The 23,921-nt window shown below is 48.9% G+C and carries 22 protein-coding genes; 8 read left to right on the forward strand and 14 right to left on the reverse strand.

The annotated features are described in order from the left end of the window. Window positions 1–4: 4 nt before the first annotated feature. The 4 genes from RIF25_RS11480 to RIF25_RS11495 all read right to left on the reverse strand — a co-directional run bounded on the left by RIF25_RS11480 (window position 5) and on the right by RIF25_RS11495 (window position 3,445). The gene (locus tag RIF25_RS11480; RefSeq protein ID WP_322878681.1) at window positions 5–1,108 is read right to left on the reverse strand and encodes an ABC transporter ATP-binding protein; all 1,104 of its coding nucleotides are present in this window, start codon (window positions 1,106–1,108) and stop codon (window positions 5–7) included. A 130-nt stretch (window positions 1,109–1,238) separates the two neighbouring features. Then, window positions 1,239–2,303 carry an HMA2 domain-containing protein gene (locus RIF25_RS11485; RefSeq protein ID WP_322878682.1) on the reverse strand — a complete coding sequence of 355 codons (1,065 nt, stop codon included), beginning with the start codon at window positions 2,301–2,303 and terminating at the stop codon, window positions 1,239–1,241. 74 nt (window positions 2,304–2,377) lie between these two features. Further along, complete coding sequence (locus RIF25_RS11490) at window positions 2,378–3,124, reverse strand: 3'-5' exonuclease (protein WP_322878683.1); 747 nt, start codon at window positions 3,122–3,124, stop codon at window positions 2,378–2,380. A gap of 15 nt (window positions 3,125–3,139) precedes the next feature. Beyond that, complete coding sequence (locus RIF25_RS11495; RefSeq protein WP_322878684.1) at window positions 3,140–3,445, reverse strand: DUF3593 domain-containing protein; 306 nt, start codon at window positions 3,443–3,445, stop codon at window positions 3,140–3,142. Here RIF25_RS11495 and RIF25_RS11500 point away from each other — a divergent pair. From RIF25_RS11500 to RIF25_RS11515, 4 genes are all read left to right on the forward strand, one after another. Next, window positions 3,444–4,466: an ABC transporter permease gene (locus RIF25_RS11500; RefSeq protein WP_322878685.1), complete on the forward strand. Its 1,023-nt coding sequence runs from the start codon at window positions 3,444–3,446 to the stop codon at window positions 4,464–4,466. The two genes, RIF25_RS11495 and RIF25_RS11500, sit on opposite strands and share 2 nt — an antisense overlap. A 29-nt stretch (window positions 4,467–4,495) precedes the next feature. Beyond that, window positions 4,496–6,055, forward strand: coding sequence for an FkbM family methyltransferase (locus RIF25_RS11505; RefSeq protein ID WP_322878686.1), 1,560 nt, complete (start codon window positions 4,496–4,498; stop codon window positions 6,053–6,055). Window positions 6,056–6,770: 715 nt separating this feature from the next. After that, window positions 6,771–9,233 (forward strand): MASE1 domain-containing protein, encoded by a 2,463-nt coding sequence (locus RIF25_RS11510; RefSeq protein WP_322878687.1) that lies wholly within the window; start codon window positions 6,771–6,773, stop codon window positions 9,231–9,233. Between the two features lie 69 nt (window positions 9,234–9,302). Further along, window positions 9,303–10,730 (forward strand): diguanylate cyclase domain-containing protein, encoded by a 1,428-nt coding sequence (locus tag RIF25_RS11515; protein WP_322878688.1) that lies wholly within the window; start codon window positions 9,303–9,305, stop codon window positions 10,728–10,730. 17 nt (window positions 10,731–10,747) lie between these two features. On the opposite strand, the gene rplY is transcribed toward RIF25_RS11515, so the two are convergent. The 3 genes from rplY to RIF25_RS11530 all read right to left on the reverse strand — a co-directional run bounded on the left by rplY (window position 10,748) and on the right by RIF25_RS11530 (window position 12,929). Further along, window positions 10,748–11,041, reverse strand: coding sequence for a 50S ribosomal protein L25 (gene rplY / locus RIF25_RS11520; RefSeq protein ID WP_322878689.1), 294 nt, complete (start codon window positions 11,039–11,041; stop codon window positions 10,748–10,750). A 74-nt stretch (window positions 11,042–11,115) separates the two neighbouring features. After that, window positions 11,116–12,462, reverse strand: coding sequence for an adenylosuccinate synthase (locus tag RIF25_RS11525; RefSeq protein ID WP_322878690.1), 1,347 nt, complete (start codon window positions 12,460–12,462; stop codon window positions 11,116–11,118). A gap of 80 nt (window positions 12,463–12,542) precedes the next feature. Next, the gene (locus RIF25_RS11530; protein WP_322878691.1) at window positions 12,543–12,929 is read right to left on the reverse strand and encodes a universal stress protein; all 387 of its coding nucleotides are present in this window, start codon (window positions 12,927–12,929) and stop codon (window positions 12,543–12,545) included. A 50-nt stretch (window positions 12,930–12,979) separates the two neighbouring features. On the opposite strand from RIF25_RS11530, the gene RIF25_RS11535 reads away from it, so the two are divergent. Next, on the forward strand, window positions 12,980–13,102 hold the full coding sequence (locus RIF25_RS11535) for a hypothetical protein (RefSeq protein WP_322878692.1): 123 nt from the start codon (window positions 12,980–12,982) through the stop codon (window positions 13,100–13,102). A 12-nt stretch (window positions 13,103–13,114) separates the two neighbouring features. Next, a complete protein-coding gene (locus tag RIF25_RS11540) occupies window positions 13,115–14,317 on the forward strand; it encodes a phosphoglycerate kinase (RefSeq protein ID WP_322878693.1) in 1,203 nt (400 codons plus the stop codon). Between the two features lie 71 nt (window positions 14,318–14,388). On the opposite strand, the gene RIF25_RS11545 is transcribed toward RIF25_RS11540, so the two are convergent. The 5 genes from RIF25_RS11545 to RIF25_RS11565 all read right to left on the reverse strand — a co-directional run bounded on the left by RIF25_RS11545 (window position 14,389) and on the right by RIF25_RS11565 (window position 19,513). Next, on the reverse strand, window positions 14,389–14,934 hold the full coding sequence (locus RIF25_RS11545) for a hypothetical protein (protein ID WP_322878694.1): 546 nt from the start codon (window positions 14,932–14,934) through the stop codon (window positions 14,389–14,391). Between the two features lie 173 nt (window positions 14,935–15,107). Beyond that, window positions 15,108–16,502 carry an FHA domain-containing protein gene (locus tag RIF25_RS11550; protein WP_322878695.1) on the reverse strand — a complete coding sequence of 465 codons (1,395 nt, stop codon included), beginning with the start codon at window positions 16,500–16,502 and terminating at the stop codon, window positions 15,108–15,110. 185 nt (window positions 16,503–16,687) lie between these two features. Beyond that, window positions 16,688–17,383, reverse strand: coding sequence for an FHA domain-containing protein (locus tag RIF25_RS11555; protein WP_322878732.1), 696 nt, complete (start codon window positions 17,381–17,383; stop codon window positions 16,688–16,690). Between the two features lie 157 nt (window positions 17,384–17,540). Next, complete coding sequence (gene pgl / locus RIF25_RS11560) at window positions 17,541–18,272, reverse strand: 6-phosphogluconolactonase (RefSeq protein WP_322878696.1); 732 nt, start codon at window positions 18,270–18,272, stop codon at window positions 17,541–17,543. Between the two features lie 200 nt (window positions 18,273–18,472). Further along, window positions 18,473–19,513: a septal ring lytic transglycosylase RlpA family protein gene (locus RIF25_RS11565; RefSeq protein WP_322878697.1), complete on the reverse strand. Its 1,041-nt coding sequence runs from the start codon at window positions 19,511–19,513 to the stop codon at window positions 18,473–18,475. Window positions 19,514–20,455: 942 nt separating this feature from the next. Between RIF25_RS11565 and purM the strand changes: the two genes are divergently transcribed. Together purM and RIF25_RS11575 are read left to right on the forward strand one after the other, a co-directional pair. Next, window positions 20,456–21,478 carry a phosphoribosylformylglycinamidine cyclo-ligase gene (purM, locus tag RIF25_RS11570; RefSeq protein ID WP_322878698.1) on the forward strand — a complete coding sequence of 341 codons (1,023 nt, stop codon included), beginning with the start codon at window positions 20,456–20,458 and terminating at the stop codon, window positions 21,476–21,478. A 40-nt stretch (window positions 21,479–21,518) separates the two neighbouring features. After that, window positions 21,519–22,688 carry a site-specific integrase gene (locus RIF25_RS11575; protein WP_322878699.1) on the forward strand — a complete coding sequence of 390 codons (1,170 nt, stop codon included), beginning with the start codon at window positions 21,519–21,521 and terminating at the stop codon, window positions 22,686–22,688. Between the two features lie 30 nt (window positions 22,689–22,718). Here the strand turns inward: RIF25_RS11575 and RIF25_RS11580 are convergent, their stop codons facing one another. Then, window positions 22,719–23,198: a DUF29 domain-containing protein gene (locus RIF25_RS11580; protein WP_322878700.1), complete on the reverse strand. Its 480-nt coding sequence runs from the start codon at window positions 23,196–23,198 to the stop codon at window positions 22,719–22,721. A 74-nt stretch (window positions 23,199–23,272) separates the two neighbouring features. Continuing rightward, window positions 23,273–23,752 carry a DUF29 domain-containing protein gene (locus tag RIF25_RS11585; protein WP_322878701.1) on the reverse strand — a complete coding sequence of 160 codons (480 nt, stop codon included), beginning with the start codon at window positions 23,750–23,752 and terminating at the stop codon, window positions 23,273–23,275. Between the last annotated feature and the right edge of the window lie 169 nt (window positions 23,753–23,921).

Below are 23,921 nucleotides of genomic sequence, written 5' to 3' on the forward strand. Positions count from 1 at the left end.
GGGATTACACGGAGGAGCTAGGAAAAAATCGTCCGGTCTGGGGTTGGGTTTTGACAATCACATGGGTACCCACAGGGAGGGGGTGGGGCGTGACGGAGCGAGCATGAAGTTCACGACCAGAGGCCGTCTGGAGGCAATACCGATACTCCCGGCCTAAAAACTGGCGAGTCCGAATCACAATATCGGATTGGGCCACAGGTTCCAGAATCAGTTCCTCCTCCCGTAGCATGAACTCCCCAGGCCCATGACCCGACTCTTCTGGGGTGGTAAATTGTCCAACTTCAGTCTGGCAAGTAGACCCTTCGGCCTGGGCTGGGAGGAAGTTGGCCTGGGTAACAAATCCGGCCACAAAGCGGGAGGCTGGCTGGAGGTAGATGTCTTCAGGTGTCCCCCATTGCTCTAACTTCCCCTGCTGCATGACTGCCACCAGATCAGAAATTCCGAGAGCTTCTTCTTGATCATGGGTGACAAAAATAGCCGTCGTTCCCGCCGCCTTGAGAATCTGCCGGAGTTCTTCCCGGAGTTGGACACGGACAAGGGCATCCAGATTGCTGAGGGGTTCATCTAACAAAATTAAAGTCGGCTCAGGGGCCAAAGCTCTGGCCAACGCGACCCGTTGCTGCTGCCCACCAGAGAGTTGATGGGGATACCGCTGGGCCATACCCTCCAGGCCCACCAAGGCCAGACTAGATGCTACCTTAGCGCGGATCATTCCCGCTTTTAAACGCTGTTGTTGCAAGCCAAAAGCAATATTTTCAAAAACGGTTAAATGGGGAAAGAGGGCAAAATCCTGAAAAACCATCCCTAAGGAGCGCTGTTCGGGTGGGAGACCCCCTTTGGCGGTGGCAATCCGGTGCTGATTCAGGTAAATTTCCCCCTGGTCAATGGTCTCAAACCCCGCAATCAGTCGCAGTAGGGTTGTTTTTCCGCAGCCAGAAGGTCCGAGTAAACTTAAAATCTGACCTGATTGTAATTCGAGGGAGATGCTTTCAACTGCGGGGCGGGACTGGGGTTGATATCTTTTGGTCACTCTCGCAAGGCGCAAAATTGGTTGCCTAGTGCTTAGGGAACTGGGATCAGACGGGGCCTGGAGATCAGATGTCAGCATGGAGCAGTTAAAAAAGGGAGATAAGAATAATTCTCATTAGTATAATCTAACCATACCATTGCCCCAATGTCTCCACTCTAGTTATGTCTCCCGTTAAATTTCTCCGGGAAGTTGGGAGGTAATCCCTGGCTCAACTGAGGTTGTGGATATAGTTGCCCAAGGTTGTTTCCAGTTCACCCATGGAATATTTCTCAATGTCATACTCAATCACAATGCTACAGGCCTGGAGATTGACCCGCACATTTTTAACACCTTCCAAAGAAAAGAAGAACGACTCAAAGTGAACCCCATAGATCATGTTATTTTTCAAAACTGGAAATTTAAGCCGCAGCCGTCCCGGAATATGATGGGCCACTTGCAAATCAATATAGCCAAAGAGTTGGGCAAAAGTCAGATGATGTCTGGCCCGCCGCCGCTTAGAAACAGATACCGAAAAGCCCTCTTTTTCTTCCAGATAATTGACTAAGTCAACTAAATAGTTCTGCACCCGTACCAAACGTTGCCGCCCCGTAAAGTCTGCGGTGGGTTGAGCTTTATCTATGGCATGGAGGGCATCGCGAATATTCAGATAGAGGGCCGAGCGTTCATTCCGTTGATTCTTAATTTGTTCCTCAAAATCATAAAGAGAAATGGACTCAAAACTGGGAAACTGGGACTCGACTGGAGGTAAGTGGGTATTCAGATGGGCAGTGTTAGCAGCATGGGCATAGGCAATTGCAGTGGGCTTCACAAAGGTCAGACCGAGGGCTTTTTGTTCGGGGTATGAGAAGTAAAAGGCATCTTCTTCGGCTTCGCTAGCGTGGGTAATGTCGGAAAACATCTCTGAGACTTGGCGGGTGAGTTCAATCAGTTTTTCGTCACTGGTATAGGGGCCATAGCGATAGATCGTGAACGACCAACCAAAATAAATCACGATGGTATAGACAATTTCTAGGGCCGCTGCCGAAAACCCAGCATAGCCTTGACGGGTTTCTTCGCCGGGGAGTTTATGGTAATTGCCGCTGAGGTAGTTATAGAGAGCATCTTGAAGTTCTTCGGCGGCGAGAATAAAGGGATTGACATAGAGGGCAGCATTGCGATCTCGTTTCGCTTCTTCTTCCTTATCCTGCTGCTGTCGCCAGGTGAGCACAGTCCAGGCCGCGGTACAGACCCCTGAAAGGATCGAAGCAATTAAACCAAGTTGTATCGGATCCATCTATCGCATCGCTTAACGGCTACCCCCATATCCTAATTGACGCGCAGGAGTTCCTCATTTCCTCTGCCAGGCCCCTAACAAATACGTTCAACACTATGGCGCTGAAAGAGAATTTCGCCGCGGCGGGTGCATTTGTTAACGATACGGGGATGCATGAGTTCTCTTAAGGCAGTTGTGACATCAGTTCCTAACAGTTGAGTGGCATCTTCAAGGGTGAGCCATTCTTGCCCCAGTTTTTCTAGGATTGGCCCATCGGGGGTTTGTTCTAAGCGGTTAACTAACTCTAGGGTTAAGTACCAACAGGCCAGGGTATCTGCTTCGGCGCGATGAGAGGTATCTACAGGAAAATCAAAATGGCGGACGAGATCCGGTAAACGGCGGGATTTCAAATGGGCGAGTAAAATTCGGGAGAGCTTAACGGTACAAAATTGGGCATCTAAGGGGCGGCTGAAGGGGATATTTAGTTTTTTATACTCTGACTGGATGAAACCGTAATCAAATTCCAGATTGTGAGCCGTAAAAATACCGGTGTCGAGGAGGGGGAAAAATTCCGGCCAAACTTGAGTTGGATCAGGCGCATCAATCACCATCTCGGGCGTAATTCCGGTAAAGCGTTGAATATCTTGAGGAATTGGGATCGGTGGTTTGATCAGTTGTGTTCTGTGTTTGGTAATCCCGGCCCGGGGGCATCCCTGAAGAACAGAAATTTCAATCACCCAATTATGGTCGGGTTTACTCCCCGTTGTTTCCACATCTACAACGGTTAAATCACTGGTTCCCAGGTGCCGATATAAGGCCAGAATGTCTTGGGAGTGGAGCATCAAAAGAATCTCTGCTTAAGGCTTCGGTTGATCAGCGGGAGTCGGAACCGCGCGCAGGGCCTGGCGAAATCCGAGGACAACGAAAATATTGGCTACGGTCAAAAAGGCTTCTGCAGCCCCATGCAACCAATCCACATTCGCTAAGGAGGTATGATAAACCCGTAAGGCATAGAGTCCGGCTGGAATTGTGACGGCAACAAAGACTAAAGTGCCATAAAATCCCATTAACGCGAGCCGGGGCATGGTGGGGGTTTTGGTTAAAAAATAGAGAAAGCCAAGAAAGGGAAACAATGACAGGGCAAATAGGGTATTAACATCCATGGGATGGGTTAGGCTCGTTAAACAATTTTTGACGCAGGAAACCACGCTTTATATTATCCAACGCTTGGCCCAGGCCCTGCTGACCTTATTTTTAGCCTCTGCTCTCAGTTTTGCCATTATTCAGTTAGCCCCTGGTACTTATCTGGATACTCTCAAGGCGAATCCCCGCATTTCCCCGGAACGGTTAGCAGAGTTGGAGCAACAGTTTGGCCTCAATCGCTCGGCTGTGGAACAATATTTTCGCTGGCTCTGGCAGATTATTTCCCAAGGGAATTTTGGCACAAGTTTTGTCTATCAACGGTCGGTTGCGTCTTTGTTATGGGATCGGGTTCCGGCCACCTTGCTCTTGGCGTTTAGTTCCATTCTGGTGACGTGGGGGATTGGGATTCCCTTGGGGATTGTGGCGGCGGTGAATCAAAATCAGTGGGCAGACCGGGTCTTGCAGGTGGTAAGTTATCTGGCCCAAGGGTTTCCCAGTTTTGTTGCCGCGTTATTGTTATTATTCTTAGCTCAGAGTACGCCCTTGTTTCCTGTCGGGAATATGACCAGTATTGATTATGCGGACTTCACGGGCCTTGGCAAGGTGCTAGATATTGGCTGGCATTTGATTTTACCGACTTTAGCGTTGAGTATTACCAGTTTTGCCGGGTTACAACGGTTAATGCGGGGCAATTTACTGGATGTCTTGCGACAAAACTATATTCAAACGGCCCGTGCTAAAGGCTTACCCGAACATCGAGTCATTTATGTTCATGCCCTCCGCAATGCAATCAATCCTTTAATTACCTTGTTAGGGTTTGAATTTGCCGGATTATTGAGTGGGGCTTTTATTGCCGAATACTTTTTTAACTGGCCAGGCCTGGGGCGGTTGATTTTACAGGCGGTTCAGGTGCAAGATTTATATCTCGTCATGGCTAGCTTAATGATGGGAGCAGTGATGTTAATTGTCGGAAATTTATTGGCAGATTTATTACTGAAGTTTGTCGATCCCCGGATTCAACTTGGTCAAGGTTCCAACTAATTTAAAGTTAATTTACTGGGCTCAATACTATGCCTGAAGCAACATTCAACCCGACTGAAACCTATTTTTCCTACCTTGAACAGTATCAGGTCAAACTTGATTCAGACACCGAAGCAAAAATTAAAGCAATCATCGATTCTACAAATTGGGATGAGCCGATCACTGGCCTGGATTTTAATAACTGTGCTGTGATGGCCTTGATTGAAGCTGAAAATTCTGAGGAGAGCGAACTTAGAGAAACTTATATTGGCCTGGCAGTAGAGTATTTAGAAACTGGCTCAGAAAATCATCCACTTTGCTTAGCCCACGCCTTAATGATTGAGTTGCTCTTGCAGAAAACCAATTGGGAGACACTTTATCAAACCTACTTAGGCTTCCTCCAAAATGCTTATACCAAAACTGAATTACCCGGCCTGGTGTATTGCCCTTTATTTTTTGCACGTCATTCTCGGGAAATTCCAAATTTATATGCATGGAGCAACCAAAATGAAAATGGCTATTTACAGGGGATTTTAGTTTTATTTACCGCTTTGCAGAATCATATCGTTTTCTATAACCAGCTTGGTGTTCTACTATCCCAACTGAGGCAATTAGTTTCTGATTTTTCGGGTTTACTTTTCCGTTTAGGCGTTTCTTTGGCATTAAAGGCTCAAACTGAATCTATTGCCTATCTTCATGCAACCCAAACTAATAGTTCCAAAAATCCCCAAATTATTCAGTCACTTTATCTAGCTTATCGAGATTTAGGCAATCAACAACAGGCAGAGTATTGGTGTAAATTTGCTCAAGAACTTAGTAAGAATAGTCAGGATTTAAACTTGGCCTGGGTAAGAATTGATTCCTCAGCAGAGTTTACTTATCTTAAATTTGATCAGGATATTTGCTTGGCAGTTGAACCCAGTTTAAGAAGTATTGTTACCAGTGTTTTATTAGTGGAAGGGGACTGGTTTGAGAATGAATTAGATTGGTGGCGAGACTATCTCAGGCCTGGGATGACGGTGATTGATGTTGGAGCTAATGCTGGAGTTTACACCTTTAGTGCAGCAAAACGGGTTGGTTCTATTGGTAAAGTAATCGCGATTGAGCCTTTTAGTCCTTGTATTAAACTTTTAGAACAAACCAAAGCAATTAACCAGTTTGATCAGGTTGAAATTTTTGAAGCAGCCGCAAGTAATCATCCAGGCCAGGCCTATTTGTCCATCAGAGCTTCTAGTGAACTAAACGAACTAATTACTGTAAAACCAGGCCAAGAGATTCCAGCTAATGCAGTCACGATTAATTGTTTAACTCTTGATAGCTTATTAGATACAGATCAACTCAGTTCGGTGGATATTCTCAAAATTGATGCCGAGGGCCATGAATTGCAAGTTTTACAAGGTGCAGAGCAAATCATCACTCAATTTAAGCCCATAATTTTATATGAGAACATTTCTGGAACTAAATTAGCCAGTGCAGATGTGAGTGTTTTTTTGATTGAGCATAACTATGAATTATTTACCTACAATCCCTTGCTAAAAACCTTAATTCCAATTGAAGATCAGCCTATGTACCAATCCTTAAATATCATTGCCCAGGTCAAAATTAAGTAGTCCAAACAGGAGCTAAACCCATCACAAATCCAAGTAGAACCGCTTCTCCACTTAATTTGAGGATTTTCCAGAATTTCCACTCCTTGCCCAGTCCGGTAAATGTGAGCAGGTCTGGTGTCTGGGATAATCAACCAACCGAAACGCAACCCGTTCTCAAGATATTCCTGCATCTTGGCCTGGAGTAGCCTTTCATAAAGCATTTTCTGACTTGTCCCCATCTCACCCTAAATGACTAACGCTATAACGATTGCCAACGAGCCAAAGACAGCCAACTTAAATCCGGCGAACGGGCGGGGCCCCCTTGGGTAAAACGAACCCCGTAGATGAATCAAACACCTTGCCTAATCGAGTTTTGCGGTTCCAGTCCTAAAGTTGGCCAATTAACTCCGTATTGCGCGCCCCTGCTTCTCCCCCATCTGATGCCATAATTATCAACTCTCCCGTGGCAGACATCTCAAAGCGTAGGTCTCGACTGGCCTGGACGAGTTCCGTAAATTCTGCATTGCTGATATAAAACCCTTGGGTCAGTTGAGTATCGTGGTCATCCCTGCTCTCCAGGCCTGTCTACTTGCCTGACCTCCTTATCTTAATTCTCCAGCCCCCAAGTCAGAGTTAATCAGAACTGAGGGATCGACTTTTAAATGCTCTCTCTAGTGTTATAAAACAAGTAGTCAAGCCCTAGCCCGAGATATCCATCACCAGTCGCATAAAGAATATGTCAGCCCCCCACATTGTTGACCGGACTCAACCTTGGCTCAAATCCCTGGGACTGGAATTAGACCGGCCCCGCTGGTGGCTGGAGATTGCCGTGATTTCCCTTCTCTATACTGGTGCCTGCTGGCTTGTGCTCAAAAGACTTCCGATTCTGGATGCGATCAATGGTTCTCCCTTCTGGCCTGGGGCAGGGATTACGGTGGGGGGCTTACTGACCTGGGGGCGATCACGGTGGTTTGGAGTCACGCTCGGAGCTTTGCTGGTTAATTGGGGGGTTAAGGCCGATCCGCTCGGGAGCGCGCTCATCGGCACAGTGGGCATCACCTTGGGCGTACTGCTAACCGTGACTATTCTGCGACAATTGCTTGGCACTAACGAACCTTGGCGAACTGTGCGGAATGTGGTCATCTTTACCGTTTGCGCCTTATTTACTGGAACACTGATTCAATCCATTACCGGAGTTGGTTTAGTTTTGGGTTCTGGAATGATTGCAGTTGAGAATGTCCTCCAATTTTTTGCTAACTGGTGGATTGGGGATAGTATTGGAGTTCTCGTGATTGCGCCGGTTTTTTATACGTGGCTTTCTAAGAAATCCCAGGCCTGGCCTGCTCTCAACCTCTCGACGCGCATGGGTAACCTCAAAGAACTAGGGATGATCCTGATCTGCGAGGGCCTGATTCTTTACCTCGCCTTTGGCCTGGGACAGCCGCTTGAATATTTACTATTTCCGCCCTTAATTTGGTGTTCGTTTCGTTTCCCGGCTAGAGTAACCACCCTACTCGTTGCCCTGACTGCTACTGTTGCGGCTGTCTCCACCACCTATAAGTTGGGAACCTTTTATCGGCTTTTTGAGGAAAGTCAATCCCTGTTGCTGTTGCAGTTATTTATTGGCGTGATGGCAGTGACAGTTTTAGTGGTGTTGGGTGTCGTGGCTGAAAATCATCAAGCGGAATGGCGTCTCAGTCAACTCAATGAAGAATTAGAACAACGGGTTTTAGACCGTACCGATGCCCTCCAGACCAGTGAAGCCAACGCCAAAAATCTCGCTGCTAAAGCCGAAGCGGCCAACCAGGCCAAAAGTGCCTTTATTGCCAACATGAGTCATGAACTACGATCCCCCCTGAATGCGGTGTTAGGCTTTTCCCAACTGATGTTACGGAGCAAAGAACTCTCACCATCGCAATATGAAAATGTCGGAATCATCTATCGGAGTGGCGATTATTTACTCACATTAATCAATAATATCCTTGATCTCTCTAAACTTGAAGCCAACAAAGCCACCTTTAATCCCCAAAACTTTGACCTGATTCGCCTACTCAATGATCTTGAGGATATGTTGCACTTGCGCGCGACAAATGCTGGCCTGGACTTGGTTTTTTCACGGAGTCCGGATCTCGTCCGCTATGTCCAAACGGATGAGATGAAATTGCGCCAAGTCTTAATCAACCTCCTCAGCAATGGGATCAAATTTACCCCTGCCGGCCGCGTCTGGCTCCAGGCCACCAGTCAACCCACCCCCAGCCCCGAAACCTGGCAACTGACCATTACGGTTGGAGATACCGGAGTGGGCATTAGTCCTGAAGAATTGAGCCAACTCTTTGAACCCTTTACCCAAGGTCAAGCCGGCCGAGAAAAGCAGGAAGGCACTGGCCTGGGACTCAGCATTAGCCGCAAATTTGTCCAATTGATGGGGGGCGATATTCAGGTCAAAAGCCAAATCGGACTCGGGACACAGTTTCATCTGCAAATACCCGTCAAACTCGGGCAAGGCACCATTCGGGATAGTGCTGAAGGCAAAAAACAGGTCAAAGCCCTTGCTCCCGGCCAGGCCCAGTACCGCATCCTCGTTGTTGATGACCAAGAAGTCAACCGCAAGCTATTGATTAAACTGCTCGAGCCTTTAGGGTTTGCGATGAAAGAAGCCGTCAATGGCCAAGAAGCCGTAGCCATTTGGGATGTCTGGGAACCCCATCTGATTTGGATGGATATGCGGATGCCGGTCATGGATGGCTATGAAGCCACTAAGCAGATTAAAGCCACGACTAAAGGTCATGCAACCGCGGTCATTGCTCTCACCGCCAGCGTCCTAGAGGAAGAACAGGCAATAATCCTCTCGGCCGGTTGTGATGACTTTTTGCGGAAACCCTTTGCCGAACACACCATCTTTGATGCCCTGACGAAACATCTGGGAGTGACCTATATCTACGAAGACTCCACTCCCCCCCTCTCCCCGTCCTCCGATCAAACCCTCACCACAGAGAAACTCTCAGGACTAGCTTCAGAATGGTTGTCCCAGGTCTATACCGCCGCCCTTGAGGCCGATAATCAATCCATCCTGTCATTAATTGAGGAACTTCCCCCCCACTACCTGCATCTTCAAACCCCCTTAAGCTTGATTGCCCGGCAATTTCAGTTTGAAACCCTGATTGATCTGATTGAACCTTTGCTGCCCTCTCCCAGCTAATCCCAGTGAACATCTAAACTAAAATTGTCAGTCTATATCTGTCAAGACAAACCCAGCCCTAAATTTACAATGACTCTTGCTTATCCTCCCTTTGGGGCCAGCCCGATGAATTCTCCAACTGACCAGACATCCGAGAGTAAAGGGAATGTTTTATTAGTGGACGATATTCCCGAGAATCTGCAACTCCTGAGTGATTTACTCGTGAAATTAGGCTACACTGTCCGCAGTGTCACCAGTGGCAAAATGGCCCTGAAAACCATACGCGTCAAACAACCTGACATTATCTTGCTAGACATTAAAATGCCGGAAATGGATGGCTATCAAGTTTGCCAGGCCTTGAAAGCAGATGCAGACTTAAAGCATATTCCAGTCATTTTTATTAGTGCCTTAGATGATGTCTTTGACAAGGTAAAAGCCTTTAATGTGGGTGGTATAGACTACATCACAAAGCCCTTTCAAGTCGAAGAAGTCGTGGCTCGGATTGAAGGCCCCTTAACCATTCAACGGCAACAGAAACAATTACAAGAAGAAGTTAAAAAACGACAAGAAGCCGAAGAAGTTCTTTATCAATCCCGTTCCTTATTAGTCAGTGTTTTGAACTGCTCTTTGGATGGAATTGCGGCCATGCAAGCGGTGCGCGATCCGGCCACTGGGGACATTGGTGATTTTCGCTGTTTAGTGGTTAACCCCGTCATTGCCCGAATTCTCAACCGAGATCGCAATGAATTAGTCGGTAAAATGGGTTTTCGGAAATTCTTAGGCCAGTTCGATCCCCATCTGTTTACCAAGCTAGTCACCGTGGTGGAAACAGGCGAGGCTCTCTCGGAAGATATTTTTGTTTCCTCCCAATCCCAGGCCTGGTATCACTTATCGGCAGTGAAGTTGGGGGATGGCTTTGCCGTAACCTTACGGGATATTACCCATCGCAAACAAACCGAAGTTGCTTTACAAGATGCCAATCAAAAACTTGAACAACTAGCCAACCTAGATGGTCTGACCCAAGTGGCAAATCGGCGCTGTTTTGATCAACGGTTGCAACTGGAATGGCATCGCTCCCAACGGGAGGAAGAACCCCTGGCCGTGGTTATGTTGGATATAGATTCCTTCAAGGCCTATAACGACTTTTATGGCCACTTAGCCGGAGATGAATGTCTGATTGGGATCACCCAGGCCTTGGAACAAATTCTCAAACGCCCGACTGATCTCCTCGCTCGCTTTGGTGGGGAAGAGTTTATTATCCTTTTACCTAATACAAATGAAATTGGCGCGATTAAGCTGAGTCAAGAAATCCAGACTTTAGTGGACTCCCTCGCCATTCCCCATCATCAAACGATTGTGGAGGGCAAAGCAACCATTACCGTAAGCTTGGGCATCGCCAGCTTTATTCCCGACCCAGATTATCTCCCCGAAACCCTGGTTGCCCTTGCAGATCAAGCCCTCTACCAGGCCAAGGAACAGGGCCGTAACTGCTACGTGGTTGCACTGCCCCCAGCCTAAAGTATAAAAAAACTAGCCTAGGCCTGCACCCAAAAACTCAGATGATAGAGGGTATTTTTGGCTGGGTGGGCCTGGATTTCTTGGAGAACGGCTTGCCCCGCCCAGGAAATTTCGGGAATCGTCACGTCAACCACAGCCTTTTGACCCCGCGCATCCCGGACTAAAAACTCGGCCAGCTTAGTTTTAATCATTAGGGGCAAAGACTCACTGCCATTGTGGCCATAGAGAACCGCGGGGGTTAACCCGGACTGGCGCAGAGCATTGGGCTTACTATCCGCAGGGCGAACTTGACATTCAATAGCTAGGGACATAGTAGAACTCCTAAAAACAGAAATGAAAAATGAAAGACCAAGGGCAATCGGGTGATCGCAACTCCAACACAGGCTTATCTCAAAGGCGGGGGTGGGCCATTACTGCCATCTCCGTAAAGTAAGGCGCGCTTGGGTCCATGAATGGGATCCTCGACAATAATGGTTTGGCTGCGTTCGGCTCCCACGGAAATAATCGCAATCGGCACAGACATCAACTCGGCCAATACTTTTAAGTAATTCAGAGCCGCCGGGGGCAGTTCCGCTAAACTCCGACAATGACTGGTGGATTGCTGCCAGCCGGGGAGGGTTTCATAAATGGGCTGACATTGGGCAAAGTGATGGGCATTACTGGGAAAATCGGCGCACCGCGACCCCGCCACCTCATAGGCAACACAGACCTTAATTTCTGGTAGGTCATCTAAGACATCGAGTTTTGTAATTGCCAAGCAATCCAGGCCATTGATTCGGACTGCATAGCGACCAATCACGGCATCAAACCAGCCACATCGCCGCGCCCGTCCCGTGGTTGTCCCAAATTCTGCCCCCCGATCTCCGAGCAATTTACCGGTGTCATCCAGAAGTTCGGTCGGAAATGGCCCTTCTCCAACTCGCGTCGTATAGGCTTTGGCCACCCCAATCACCCGATCAATAATGGTTGGCCCGACCCCAGCCCCGACACAGGCCCCGCCCGCCACTGGATTCGAGGAAGTGACATAGGGATAGGTGCCATGATCTAAATCTAAGAGAGTCCCCTGGGCCCCTTCAAAGAGAATATTCCGCTTATGGGAAACCGCATCATAAATTCGCAGTGAGCCATCCACCACATGGGGTTGCAAGCGTTGGGCATAGCCGAGGTATTCATTGACAATGGCTTTGGCATCGAGGGGCGGTAATCCATAGAATTTTTCCAAGAGCACATTCTTAGACTCCACAGCCCACTGCACCTTGGCTTCGAGGTTAGCCGCATCAAGTAAATCCAACACCCTTAAGCCCGTCCGCTCCGATTTATCCGCATAGGTAGGGCCAATTCCACGGCCTGTGGTGCCAATTTTGTGAGTCCCGCGCCGTTCTTCCGAGGCCTGGTCAATCAGTCGGTGGTAGGGCATGGTCACATGGGCCGTCTCGGCAATGTGCAGATTAGCGGTACTAACGCCGGCCTGCTCCAGTTGATCCAATTCCTGAATCAATAATTGTGGATCAATCACCGTCCCTGTGCCGATAATACATTCGGTTTCCGGATAGAGGATGCCCGATGGAATCAGGTGGAGCTTGAGGGTCTGATCATTGACCACCACTGTATGGCCAGCATTGACCCCACCTTGATAGCGCACCACCACATCCGCCGACCGACTCAGCAGATCTGTGATTTTACCTTTGCCTTCATCGCCCCACTGAGCGCCGACTACAACTACGTTTGCCAAGGGTTTACCCCAGGATTGATATGCACACAAACCCCTATTATAGGCCTAGAATCACCTTAAGAAAATAGTCTGATTTAGGGTTACGGCACAACTAAGACTGGACAGGGGGCTAGGTTAATCACCCGGTTACTGACACTTTCATTGGCTCCTTCTTGGGTTAAACCAATCCCCCGGCAACCCATAACAATTAAATCGGCATTCAATTCATCGGCAATATCACAGATCACAAAGGCGGGAATACCTTGGCGTTGCAAAACTTCTGTCGTTAAACCCTGATTGGTAAAGCCCAGTTTTAATTGCTCTAAAAAACTATCAATGGCCTGGGTGGTTTCCGGGTCAGGTTCCCCTTCTTGAACCGCAAGCAACCATAACTGGCCTTGGCAAAACTGGGCTAACTGAATCAGAGTTTCAGCCGCATCTTGGGTATCACGACTCCGATCAACGGGAAATAAAATCCGCTTAAACATTGTCTTCGATCTCCTTTGGATTAGGTGGCAGGGTACGCACTTCGGTAAAATTGGTTACGGCAATTGGGCCAGATTTGGGATTAGCCACTACTGCCATTGTCTTACGATTGGATACCCTCCCAGGCCTGGGGTCGGGTGACATTGCCACACTTGCACACGCAACGCAGATTTAGGAGTCAATTACCGTGTCAAAAAAAACATTAGCAGATTTAACCGCCGCTGACTTAGACGGGAAACGGGTATTAGTTCGGGCGGATTTTAATGTCCCCCTCGATGGCACGGGCGCAATCACAGACGATACACGGATTCGGGCCGCACTCCCGACCATTCAAAATCTGACTAGCAAAGGCGCAAAAGTTATTCTCGTCAGTCACTTTGGCCGGCCAAAAGGCGTAGATGACACACTCCGGCTCAATCCGGTGGCCACCCGCCTAGGTGAACTTCTTGGGCAAGCCGTAAGCAAGCTGGATGATTGTATTGGGGATGCCGTGACTGCCCACTGCCAGGCCATGACTCCCGGTGCGGTGACGCTGTTGGAAAATGTCCGGTTCTACCCCGAAGAAGAAAAAAATGATCCAGCCTTTGCCGCAAAATTAGCCTCCGTAGCCGAAGTCTATGTCAACGATGCCTTTGGGACAGCCCACCGGGCCCACGCCTCCACCGCCGGAGTCACCCAATACCTGAGTCCCTGTGTCACCGGCCTGCTGATGGAGAAAGAACTGGAATATCTGCAAAACGCCATCGAAAATCCCCGCCGGCCCTTAGCAGCCATTGTCGGGGGGTCGAAAGTGTCCTCCAAAATTGGCGTGATTGAGACCCTCTTAGACAAGGTGGACATTCTGATCTTGGGGGGCGGGATGATTTTTACCTTCTTCCAGACCCAGGGTTTGAGTGTCGGTAAATCCTTAGTGGAAACTGACAAGTTAGAACTGGCCACCGCCCTCGAAGCCAAGGCCAAAGCACGGGGGGTGAAATTACTCTTGCCAACCGATGTGGTGGTGGCCGATGCCTTTGCCGCCGATGCCAGTGCCCAAACTGTTCCTGTCACCAATATTCCTGCTGGCTGGATGGGGTTAGATATTGGCCCCGACAGCATTGCCACCTTCCAAGCTGCTCTCAAAGATTGTAAAACCGTCATTTGGAATGGGCCGATGGGGGTATTTGAGTTTGATCAATTTGCTGCCGGAACGGAGGCCATTGCCCGGACGTTAGCGGAACTGACCCATACCGGCGTTTGCACCATCATTGGCGGTGGAGATTCCGTTGCGGCTGTGGAAAAAGTTGGGGTTGCCGAGCAAATGAGTCATATCTCAACCGGGGGGGGAGCTAGCTTAGAGCTTCTGGAAGGGAAAGTTCTTCCTGGTGTAGCCGCTTTAGATGATGCTTAATCCTCTCTGATTGATGCGACTCCTAAGTTCAGTGTTTGGGCTGGTGAAGACTTTCAACCGTCAGATCTGGCCTAGGCTGATATGTTGTGCAAGCCACTGACTGGAAATTGCTCCAGGTTTTTTTGGATAAAGGTTTTGGCCGTTTGGCGCGTCGTTTCTCCGTTAAGGGTTCCCAGGCCCCAGGCCCCTTGGGGAGATTGCCACAGTTGGGCATGGGTGACAGCAGGTTGGGCAAAAAAGTGATTTTGGTTCCCCCAGGCCTGGCTACAAACATCTGTAATCCAATCATGGCTAACCGTCACAAGCGGGAAATTGCCCCATAAGGGTACTCCCCAAGCATCAATCACCACGACCCCACCGACAATTCCACCCAATGCTTGCCAGCGTTCTGCCGCTCCCAGGCCCCCCACCACTCCAGCACTATAGGCCACCATCACTAAGGGTTGGGTCGGATCACAGTGGGCCTGGCAGAATTCAAGGACAGCCCCTGGAGAATAAACAGGTTCTAATCGGGGCAAACACCTCACCTGACTTGCTTCTATGGCCATCCCCCCTAGCCATTTACCCGTCCAGGCCGGCTCATGAAATCCCGGACAAATGATCAACGGATTGGGCATATAGCATTACGCAGACTGTTATAAGAGAATAGAAATGTCAAAAAGACGGCCCATAAAGCATTTCCTGGCTTGTCTCTGTCTTACCCTAAATGAGTAAAACTATATTTTCTGAGATAAAATATTCTCAAGTCAAAAAGTTATAAAAAATTTTTTTAAACCGATGACCATGCCCCTTAAATCAGGGTACTCAGTTGCGCAATGGCCTGGGTTGCAGAACTAAATCGAGCCGCAGGATTGGGATCAGTCAATTGATTAATCACATCGGCTACGGCTGAATCAAGGCGGGGAATGTCCTCGGCATACAGGCGATATTCTTTCACACCCCAGCGGAAATAGGCATCTGGCTCATAGCCTGTCAGCAAATAAACTAAGGTTGCTCCCAGTCCATACAAATCAGAGGCCGGTTGCACTTGGCCAGCCTGTTGCTCTGGAGGGAGATAACCCATATTACTCATCATGGTTCCCGTTTCCGCCGTAGTCACCACCACATGGCCCCACCCCACCAACACCCATTCCCCGGCCGGGCCATCAGGGGAGGTTCCAGGCCGAGGCAGTAAGGCCCTCACAAAGTTGCGAGGTTCAATTTGCTGATGAATGAGGGGCGGATGCTGGCGGTGGTTACGGTCGAGGAGTTCACAGATCGGTTCTAAGCGTTGGCAGACCTCGGCCAAATCCAAGGCCCCTGCTGCTTTAATCTGGGCTTCGAGGGTGGGGCCGTAAACCATTTCTGCCGATAAATAGGACTGGCCATCCACGGCAAAGGCTTCATAGAATTTGGGTAAGCTGGGGTGGTCAAGTTGACATAATTGCCGGGCCTGGTGGCGAAATGTGGCGCGATTAGCAATGCTGGCCTGGCGAGCTAAGGCTTTCAAGACAACGGTTCGTCCACCGCGCCAGGCCAAAAACTCCCCCTCTTCTGTCCATTCCCGAATCACTTTATAGGGGCCGAGAATCTTCTGCACTTGCAAGGGGAAGCCACAATCTGGACAGAACAGATCCCGCTCAGTCTTGTGGGGATGCTGGCATTCACTTCCCTGGTACTCCCCCAAAAACTCTAGGGGTAAATCACCGACAACATGGAATTTTCGGTCACTTTCCTCATCATCCTCTTCCCCGGTTTGGGACTGCCCTATACCCTGGGGGCGGGTTTCAGCCTCGGTTTGGACACCACCAATGGTCATCTTAGCCGGATCCACATATTGCTCAGGGACTGTTCCTCGTTCTGGCATCGTATCCATGCGGGCATTGGGGGGCGGCGGCTGGCTAGAAGTACCAATCCGAATTTGAATATTGGGCCCCGATCGGGCTAGGCGGAGGATGCCACCGTCATTTAGGGAGGCTTGTTGAACCCGTTTTCCATCTAAGTACGTCCCATTTGTGCCCAGATTGACCACTTCCCAATGCAACCCACTCCGGCGGAGTTCCACATGGTGACGAGATACAACTGCGCTGTACAGCACCACATGATTATCTACGGCTCGACCGATGCGAACAACAGACTCATGCTCAAATGTCCAGCTTTGTACGGGAGTGGCCTGGACGGGATGGAGAAGAGTAAGAGTGATCACGATATTAACCAGGGGGACATAGTGAAAAAACGTTAAAAATGGGACTCTGATGCAAGCCGGACAAGAGCCTAAAATACTTGCCTAGGGACAGAAAACTTAACCTCATCTCTAAGATTAAGTCATAGATCAGGGCATGGAGTGAGGCAAACATGATTGAATGACTAAAAGAACAAAAAAAGACCGGCTTAGATCATGATTTGAAAGATAAACGTCACCAAATCTCCTTTGCCGAAGGCAATCCGATCGCCGTTCTTAAGGGAGTAACGATTCCCAGGGGGTAGGGGTTGATTATTCACATAGGTACCATTGGCACTACCCACATCTTCTAAGAGGATTGTTTCTCCATCTAAGCAGAGATCAGCATGAATCCGGGAGACAATTTCGGAATTGGGAAAACCAGACAGATCAATGTTGGGGGGAATGCGGTCGTTGGGCTTGCCGATGTGGATAACCGCCAGGCCAGTGGGAATGGGGACAGGAATTTTGGTTTGGATGTGGTAAAGCTGCGCCTTGATCTGAGCCAAGGGGGTGGAAGGCACACTAAACACTGAGGGCGGGGGTGGGATCGGGGGGCGGGGCAAGGTAGAAACAGGGGTCAGGGATTCTGGTGCACCTAACTCAGGAATATCAGTTAACTCGGGAATATCGGTAAAGGGAGGTGTGAGGGGAACTGATAAATCCGGTAAGGGGGGCATATCTGGTGGGGGGGGAGCCATGATCTGACGCAGATTAAAGCCACACTGGCCACAAAAGCTGGCATCGGCCTGGACAGGAGCTTGGCAATTAGGACAAGTATTCATTTGGGGTAGCGCCGAAAAGCAATTCTCGCATTGCACTGCATGGTCAGGGTTTGGGTGTTGGCAAGTAGGACAAATAATCATAGGAACATCGTAGCCCCAAACAAGTTTGGCCAATTAGCCCACTTCTAAACTATCCCGAAAGGTGACTCGGAATTGATCACTATGGACAGTTATCCGGCTATTTTATAGTGAATCATGCAGAAATCAGGGAGAAATTTGCGGAAATTTGCGGCTAAGATTATTCGTCACTCCAACCCAGGCCAGCCTCTTGATCCAACAACCAAATCAAGGTTTCATCCGGTTGAATTAGCCGGGCCGGATAGGCCTGTGGATCACCCGTTTTCGTTAAGACTTGTCCAAGGGCTGCTTGCTTGTTTGCTCCAGCCACCAGAAACAACACGCAACGGGCCTGGTTAATGACTGGAACCGTCAGGGTTAAGCGGGGTTGTCCCTCTTTCTCTCCCACAGTGACAAATTGATCAGTTACATTGAGGGCGGGGGTATGGGGAAACAAAGAGGCTGTATGTCCATCCGGGCCCATCCCCAACAGAACAAGATCAAAGTCTGGCGTTGGTTTATCCAAGGACTGAAAGTAGACTAGAAGCTCTTGGTGATACTGCGCTGCGGCCTGGTGAGGGTCAGGTAAAAAGGTCGGCATTGGATAAATTTGCGCGGCGGGAATCGGAATGTGATCTAACCAGGCCTGGCGGGCCATCCCTTCATTGCTATCGGGGTGATCTGGAGGCACATAACGCTCATCTCCCCAAAAAACATGAAACGCTGACCAGGGTAAGGCCTCTTGAGATAGTCTTTCATAGAGACTTTTGGGTGTGCTGCCTCCCGCTAGAACAATATTAAACCGACCCCTCGCCGCCAGGGCCAACTCCATTTGCTCAACGGTAATTTCGAGGGCCCGCTGGCTCAGGCTCTCCAAATCGGGCAAGACTTCAATCCGTTGTTCAGCAGGCATACATTTAACCAAGGATCAGCAACAGAGGTCTAGTCAACAATAGCTTATTCCCAGCCGAGTCAGGATAATTCCTCAAGCCCCATGCAACCTCCATAAAAAAGCCATAAAAAAACAGTGCCTAGGAAGACACCGTTAGAATTATTTTGACAGTAAATTATTAGTAGCGGAGATTTAGTCAGCAGTTGGCGGTGAGAAATCTTTTATTCCATAACTTCGATGCGGACTGAACCAACTCCACTACTGACCAGGCCAATCACTTCAGCAGCCCCTCGGGACAGATCAATCACTCGACCTGGGGTAAAGGGGCCACGATCATTAATTCGCACTAAGACCGAGCGACCATTGTTCAGGTTAGTGACTCGAACCATCGTGCCAAAGGGTAAGGTTTTGTGAGCCGCCGTCATGGCATATTGGTCAAACCGTTCACCACTGGAAGTCCTTGCCCCATGAAATCCTGGCCCATACCAAGAAGCCATCCCCGTAAAGAGGGAGCGCGCGGCCCCAGAGTTGAAATTACTGGTTGCCACTCGAGTTTGGGTGGGATAATTTCGTCCCTCTGCAGTTGTTAAAGCCGGGGCATTACCCAGTTGTCGCCGAATCAGGTTGGTAATTTGGAGTGCATCCCTAGAGAGATTTTTACCGCCTTGAGGAAAGATAATACTACCATTGACAGTGACCAGGGCATCCTGACGTGGATCTTGACCTGCATAAATGCGATAGCTGTTAATGTTCGGATTCCAGGCCAAGCGGATTGTTTTAGCATCAACCCCACTGGTGTGAAGCTGGTTTAGCCGTTCAGCTAACTGATTGGCCTGGACAACCGCGGTTATTGGAGCTGCATTGCGAGCAATCCCAAGATTTGCCGCTGAAGCAACTTGCACACCGCTGGGAGGAGAAGCCTGAGACCCCAAAAAGGTCATAGCCGGAATTCCCCGCAGATAGAGGGTGACAACTTCTCGGCCATTCAAGTCATGGATCAAGGTTGTGGCAATAGGGCGGATGGTCGTAGCTGTGGAGGCAGAGTTGTCAAAAGCTTGTTGGGCAGATTGACCCGAGGTTGTGGCGGCGGTGGGGGCAGAGTCTGCAATGGAATTGGCTGCAGGTGTAACTGAGGCGGAAGCAAGAGATTGAGACGGTTGGGAGTCAGCAGAGCGTTCTGGGGTAGCCTCACTCCAAGGTAAGAAGCCCAAGACAGCGAGAACCGTAGTCGCCATCCCCAAAATAAGGTTTTTTTGATTCATACACTACGTCCGTTAAACATAGGCTTGTGGTGAACATTGCGGCCAGCACTAGCAACAAGCTTGAAAACTGGGTTCGCAGACAACTCGAAGTTGAGCCGAGTTTGCCCTCAACAAGCGGGACTGTTTTAACGTACCACGAAGCTTTGGAGGGCCGGGATCGCTTGATCGGCCAGGTTTTATTTGATTTTTTCAGGATAAATTATAGGTATATTTCCCCAATCCCAGGCCCCAAAAAGTTTTTATCAGGCTGCAAAACTTCGGAGAATGATAAACAATCTTAATGATTGCCTACAAAAATTTTTCAATTCCAAAATTAATTCGTGATCTAAATCACAAAGATTTTGCTGAGATTTCGAAATAGTCAAAATTCTCTAGGCTGTCATAAAATTAAGGCGAGGGTTCGATGGCTAATATTTTGATATTTTGGCTCAAGAAGTTTTATTTCCCTTGGGGACGATCAGGGTAAAAAAATAGAGTAAAGAAAATTATGTTTTGTTTTTATCCAAGTATTTTTCGGAAGTAACTCCCTGGGAAGTTGTGCTTCGCATTACATTCAAACCTACTCACTGGGCCAGAAAACCGTCAGGAAAGTGTGCCAATTTGTGTGCCGGTACATTAGATATGGAGGAAGATAATTTTATGAGGGAGATTGCCTTGAATATAAAATTTTTTCGGAATTTATTGTTATTTTTCATCAAAGCCCAATAAAATCTTCCTCAAGGTTCACTAATGTGGATCTATTATGTCTCTATATATATGTCTTAGGTCTAGATCTCTCCTCTGCGCTTTTGCATCTACTGGTAGGCAAGGTTTAAGACGTTAAAACCACTATTCTTGGTTCCAGATGGCATTGGTGGTTATCCCCATGTTGGCTTGGGCAATTGTGAGGAGGGTCTAGGCCCCGATATGATTGCTAACGCGAGTACTGACACGAGGAAAACGATGGACTACCGGGAAGCAGGGGTAGATGTCCAGGCCGGGCGGGATTTTGTCCAACAGATTCGGGGCTTAGTGGCCAAGACCCAGCGACCTGAGGTTTTAGGGGGACTGGGGGGGTTTGCTGGATATTTTGAATTGCCCAGTGGCTATCAGCAGCCTGTTTTAGTCTCGGGAACCGATGGGGTCGGCACCAAGCTGAAAATTGCCCAGGCCATGGGTCAACATCAGACGATTGGCATTGATTTAGTCGCCATGTGTGTCAATGATGTCCTGACTTCTGGAGCCAAACCCCTCTTTTTTCTTGATTACTTGGCAACGGGAAAACTTGACCCCCAGGCCTTGGTGGATGTGGTGGCCGGCATAGCTCGCGCCTGTGAGGAAGTTGGTTGTGCCTTGTTGGGGGGAGAAACGGCGGAAATGCCGGGATTTTATGCACCAGGGGAGTATGACTTGGCCGGTTTTTGTGTCGGAATTGTCGAAAAGGCACGGTTATCAATAGAGGTGAATCTGGGGGATGTGGTGATTGGCCTGGCCAGTAGTGGAGTCCATAGCAATGGCTTTAGTTTGGTGCGGCGGATTATGGAAACCAAGGGCTGGGCCTGGACTGATCAGGTTTTGGAATTAGGGAAAAAATCCTTAGGGGAAATTTTCTTAACTCCGACCCAACTCTATGTTGCCCCTGTTCAAGCGGCCCTCCAAGCTGGCCTGGAGATTCATGGCATGGCCCACATTACTGGGGGGGGCTTACCGGAAAATTTACCCCGTTGCCTCGGGTCTGATCAAAGTATTGCCATTGAGTCGGGGGCCTGGGCGGTTCCAGAATTATTTGACTGGTTACAATTTCAAGGCGAAGTCAGTCCCGCGGCCATGTATGAGACCTTTAATATGGGGATTGGGTATTGCCTGATTGTCCCCCCAGCCGAAGCCCAGGCCGCCCAAGCATTTTTCCAGGTCCAGGGTCTTAGGAGTGACATCATCGGCAGCGTGATTTCTGGCAATGGTGAATTACTCGGTTTGCCCACTTAAGGGATTCAGCATCTAAGTATTTTTTGGCCTTGTCTCTGTCATGCCCCGCAATCCTAGCCAACAGGTTTCATTCACCACAGAACTTGCCCAAGTCAATACCCGCTTAAAAGTGGCGCGTCTTGGCCTACAACTGGAACAACGGGGACAGAAACTTAATCTCCGGGGCATTTTTCCGCCTAAGCCCGACAGTCATCGCTTAGTTCCCCATCAGCAACGCCTCAGTTTGGGCCTTCCCGCAACCCCCCCAGGCCTGGAAATGGCGGAACGAAAGGCGATGGAGATTGCCCTACTCCTGATCCAAGGTCGTTTTGATTGGCAGCCCTATCTTTCCCCCATTAAGCACTTAGGCCCAGATGCCACCGTTGCGGATCAAGTTTTCGCATTCCAGGCCCATTTTTTTAACCAGCCCCCCACCCTCGGACAACGCTCCACCTGGTCAACGGCCTACCGTCCCTATTTTCGGAAACTGGAAGCCCTCGCCGCTACCCGCAAAAATATTTCCCTTGTCGAACTGATTTATGCCACGATTCAATCCACCCCTGCCAATTCCCGCAGTCGCCAGGCCTGTTGTACCGCGATGCAAGCCCTGAGCCAATTTTTAGAAATCAAACTCCCCTTACCCCTGGCCAACTTTGCTGGACATTACAGCCCCACCCGCACCCAACGCCGTCAACTGCCCAGCGATACGGAAATTCTCCATTACTACAAGCAAATCCCCAACCCGGCCTGGCGTTTTGTCTATGGCATTATGGCCACCTATGGGTTACGCAACCATGAGGTCTTTTTTTGCGACTACAGCGGCCTGCGAGATCAGGAACCCGAAGCCGTCATTGAAGTTCTGGATACGACTAAAACCGGGGGGCATCAAGTTTGGCCGTTTTTGCCGGAGTGGGTTGAAACCTTAAAGCTATACGATATTAACTTGCCAACGGTGAATACGGATCTAAGAACGACTACTCTCCAACGGATTGGCCAACGGGTAACTCAACAATTTAGCCGCTATCAAATTCCCTTTAGTCCCTATGATCTCCGCCATGCCTGGGCCGTGCGCACGATTCATATTGGTTTACCGGATACCGTCTCAGCCCGGATGATGGGCCATTCCGTAGCCATTCACACCCGCACCTATCATCGTTGGATTACAAGACGGGATCAACAACAGGCCGTTACCGCAGCCCGCCAACGCTGGGGAGTTTTACAGGGGAATTGATCACAGTCATATCCTCGCTTGATTTATATTTTAGGACTGCTTTTGCTGGCTCAACTTCACTAAAAATTCCGGTGAAACTAACTCCTCAATGGTTTGGGTCAAGCTCCAGGCCTGGGGAAATGCCACGTTAGGATAATTTGCGTTGACTTCTTCAAGGGCATCCGTCCAAATCTCCGGGAATTGCGCGTGGGCATAGTTTTTTAGGCTGGGGGAATCTTTCAGGATTTGCCGGAGTTGTCGTTGTTGTTCCCGAATCGTCGCGTCCCAACCTCGGTAATCTTGTCTAGACGGAACATAAAGACGCTTGAGATAATGGCAGACTAGGACAAACAGACGACTTTTTAACTCCCGCCGCTCTCGATTCGCCAAGCTTTCAATTTCCTCAATTAAGTTCTCAATATCTAAGTCATTAAAGTCGTGTTGCTTGAGGCGGGTGATCGTTTCTTGATACCACAGCATTAAATCCTGGTCATAGAGATCCTGGGAAATTTTAGTGGGGGTAAGCGTCATAAGGACTGGCCTGGGTCATGTCTGAAATGTACTGGAAAGCTACGAACTCTATAAGTTAACCAAACGCTGGATGATTATGGCTGTGTTTGCTGGTTTAACTTCACTAAAAATTCCGGTGAAACTAACTCATCAATAGTTTGGGTCAAGCTCCAGGCCTGGGGAAATGCCACGTTAGGATAATTTGCGTTGACTTCTTCAAGGGCATCCGTCCAAATCTCCGGGAATTGCGCGTGGGCATAGTTTTTTAGGCTGGGGGAATCTTTCAGGATTTGCCGGAGTTGTCGTTGTTGTTCCCGAATCGTCGCGTCCCAACCTCGGTAATCTTGTCTAGACGGAACATAAAGACGCTTGAGATAATGGCAGACTAGGACAAACAGACGACTTTTTAACTCCCGCCGCTCTCGATTCGCCAAGCTTTCAATTTCCTCAATTAAGTTCTCAATATCTAAATCATTAAAGTCGTGTTCCTTGAGGCGGGTGATGGTTTCTTGATACCACAGCATTAAATCCTGGTCATAGAGATCAGTGGAAATTTTAGTGGGGGTAAGCGTCATAAAGACTGGCCTGGGTCATGTCTGAAATGTACTGGAAAGCTATCAACCATCATAAGGCAGGTACTATCGTGTTACTCATTGAGGGTGAGAGGGAGACCAGTCAGACAATGCTTGATGGGCAGTCTTTTTGACATTTCTACTCTTTCAGAACAGCCTGCGTAACGCGATA

The sequence above is a fragment of the Pseudocalidococcus azoricus BACA0444 genome (genome assembly GCF_031729055.1).
Lineage (GTDB): Bacteria > Cyanobacteriota > Cyanobacteriia > Thermosynechococcales > Thermosynechococcaceae > Pseudocalidococcus > Pseudocalidococcus azoricus.

Excerpts from the sequence above, each read along its gene's own strand:
- RIF25_RS11480 (WP_322878681.1), bottom strand. The coding sequence starts at position 1,108 with ATGCTGACATCTGATCTCCAGGCCCCGTCTGATCCCAGTTCCCTAAGC.
- RIF25_RS11485 (WP_322878682.1), bottom strand. The coding sequence starts at position 2,303 with ATGGATCCGATACAACTTGGTTTAATTGCTTCGATCCTTTCAGGGGTC.
- RIF25_RS11490 (WP_322878683.1), bottom strand. The coding sequence starts at position 3,124 with ATGCTCCACTCCCAAGACATTCTGGCCTTATATCGGCACCTGGGAACC.
- RIF25_RS11500 (WP_322878685.1), top strand. The coding sequence starts at position 3,444 with ATGGGATGGGTTAGGCTCGTTAAACAATTTTTGACGCAGGAAACCACG.
- RIF25_RS11495 (WP_322878684.1), bottom strand. The coding sequence starts at position 3,445 with ATGGATGTTAATACCCTATTTGCCCTGTCATTGTTTCCCTTTCTTGGC.
- RIF25_RS11505 (WP_322878686.1), top strand. The coding sequence starts at position 4,496 with ATGCCTGAAGCAACATTCAACCCGACTGAAACCTATTTTTCCTACCTT.
- RIF25_RS11510 (WP_322878687.1), top strand. The coding sequence starts at position 6,771 with ATGTCAGCCCCCCACATTGTTGACCGGACTCAACCTTGGCTCAAATCC.
- RIF25_RS11515 (WP_322878688.1), top strand. The coding sequence starts at position 9,303 with ATGACTCTTGCTTATCCTCCCTTTGGGGCCAGCCCGATGAATTCTCCA.
- rplY (WP_322878689.1), bottom strand. The coding sequence starts at position 11,041 with ATGTCCCTAGCTATTGAATGTCAAGTTCGCCCTGCGGATAGTAAGCCC.
- RIF25_RS11530 (WP_322878691.1), bottom strand. The coding sequence starts at position 12,929 with ATGTTTAAGCGGATTTTATTTCCCGTTGATCGGAGTCGTGATACCCAA.
- RIF25_RS11545 (WP_322878694.1), bottom strand. The coding sequence starts at position 14,934 with ATGCCCAATCCGTTGATCATTTGTCCGGGATTTCATGAGCCGGCCTGG.
- RIF25_RS11555 (WP_322878732.1), bottom strand. The coding sequence starts at position 17,383 with ATGATTATTTGTCCTACTTGCCAACACCCAAACCCTGACCATGCAGTG.
- pgl (WP_322878696.1), bottom strand. The coding sequence starts at position 18,272 with ATGCCTGCTGAACAACGGATTGAAGTCTTGCCCGATTTGGAGAGCCTG.
- RIF25_RS11565 (WP_322878697.1), bottom strand. The coding sequence starts at position 19,513 with ATGAATCAAAAAAACCTTATTTTGGGGATGGCGACTACGGTTCTCGCT.
- purM (WP_322878698.1), top strand. The coding sequence starts at position 20,456 with ATGGACTACCGGGAAGCAGGGGTAGATGTCCAGGCCGGGCGGGATTTT.
- RIF25_RS11575 (WP_322878699.1), top strand. The coding sequence starts at position 21,519 with ATGCCCCGCAATCCTAGCCAACAGGTTTCATTCACCACAGAACTTGCC.
- RIF25_RS11580 (WP_322878700.1), bottom strand. The coding sequence starts at position 23,198 with ATGACGCTTACCCCCACTAAAATTTCCCAGGATCTCTATGACCAGGAT.
- RIF25_RS11585 (WP_322878701.1), bottom strand. The coding sequence starts at position 23,752 with ATGACGCTTACCCCCACTAAAATTTCCACTGATCTCTATGACCAGGAT.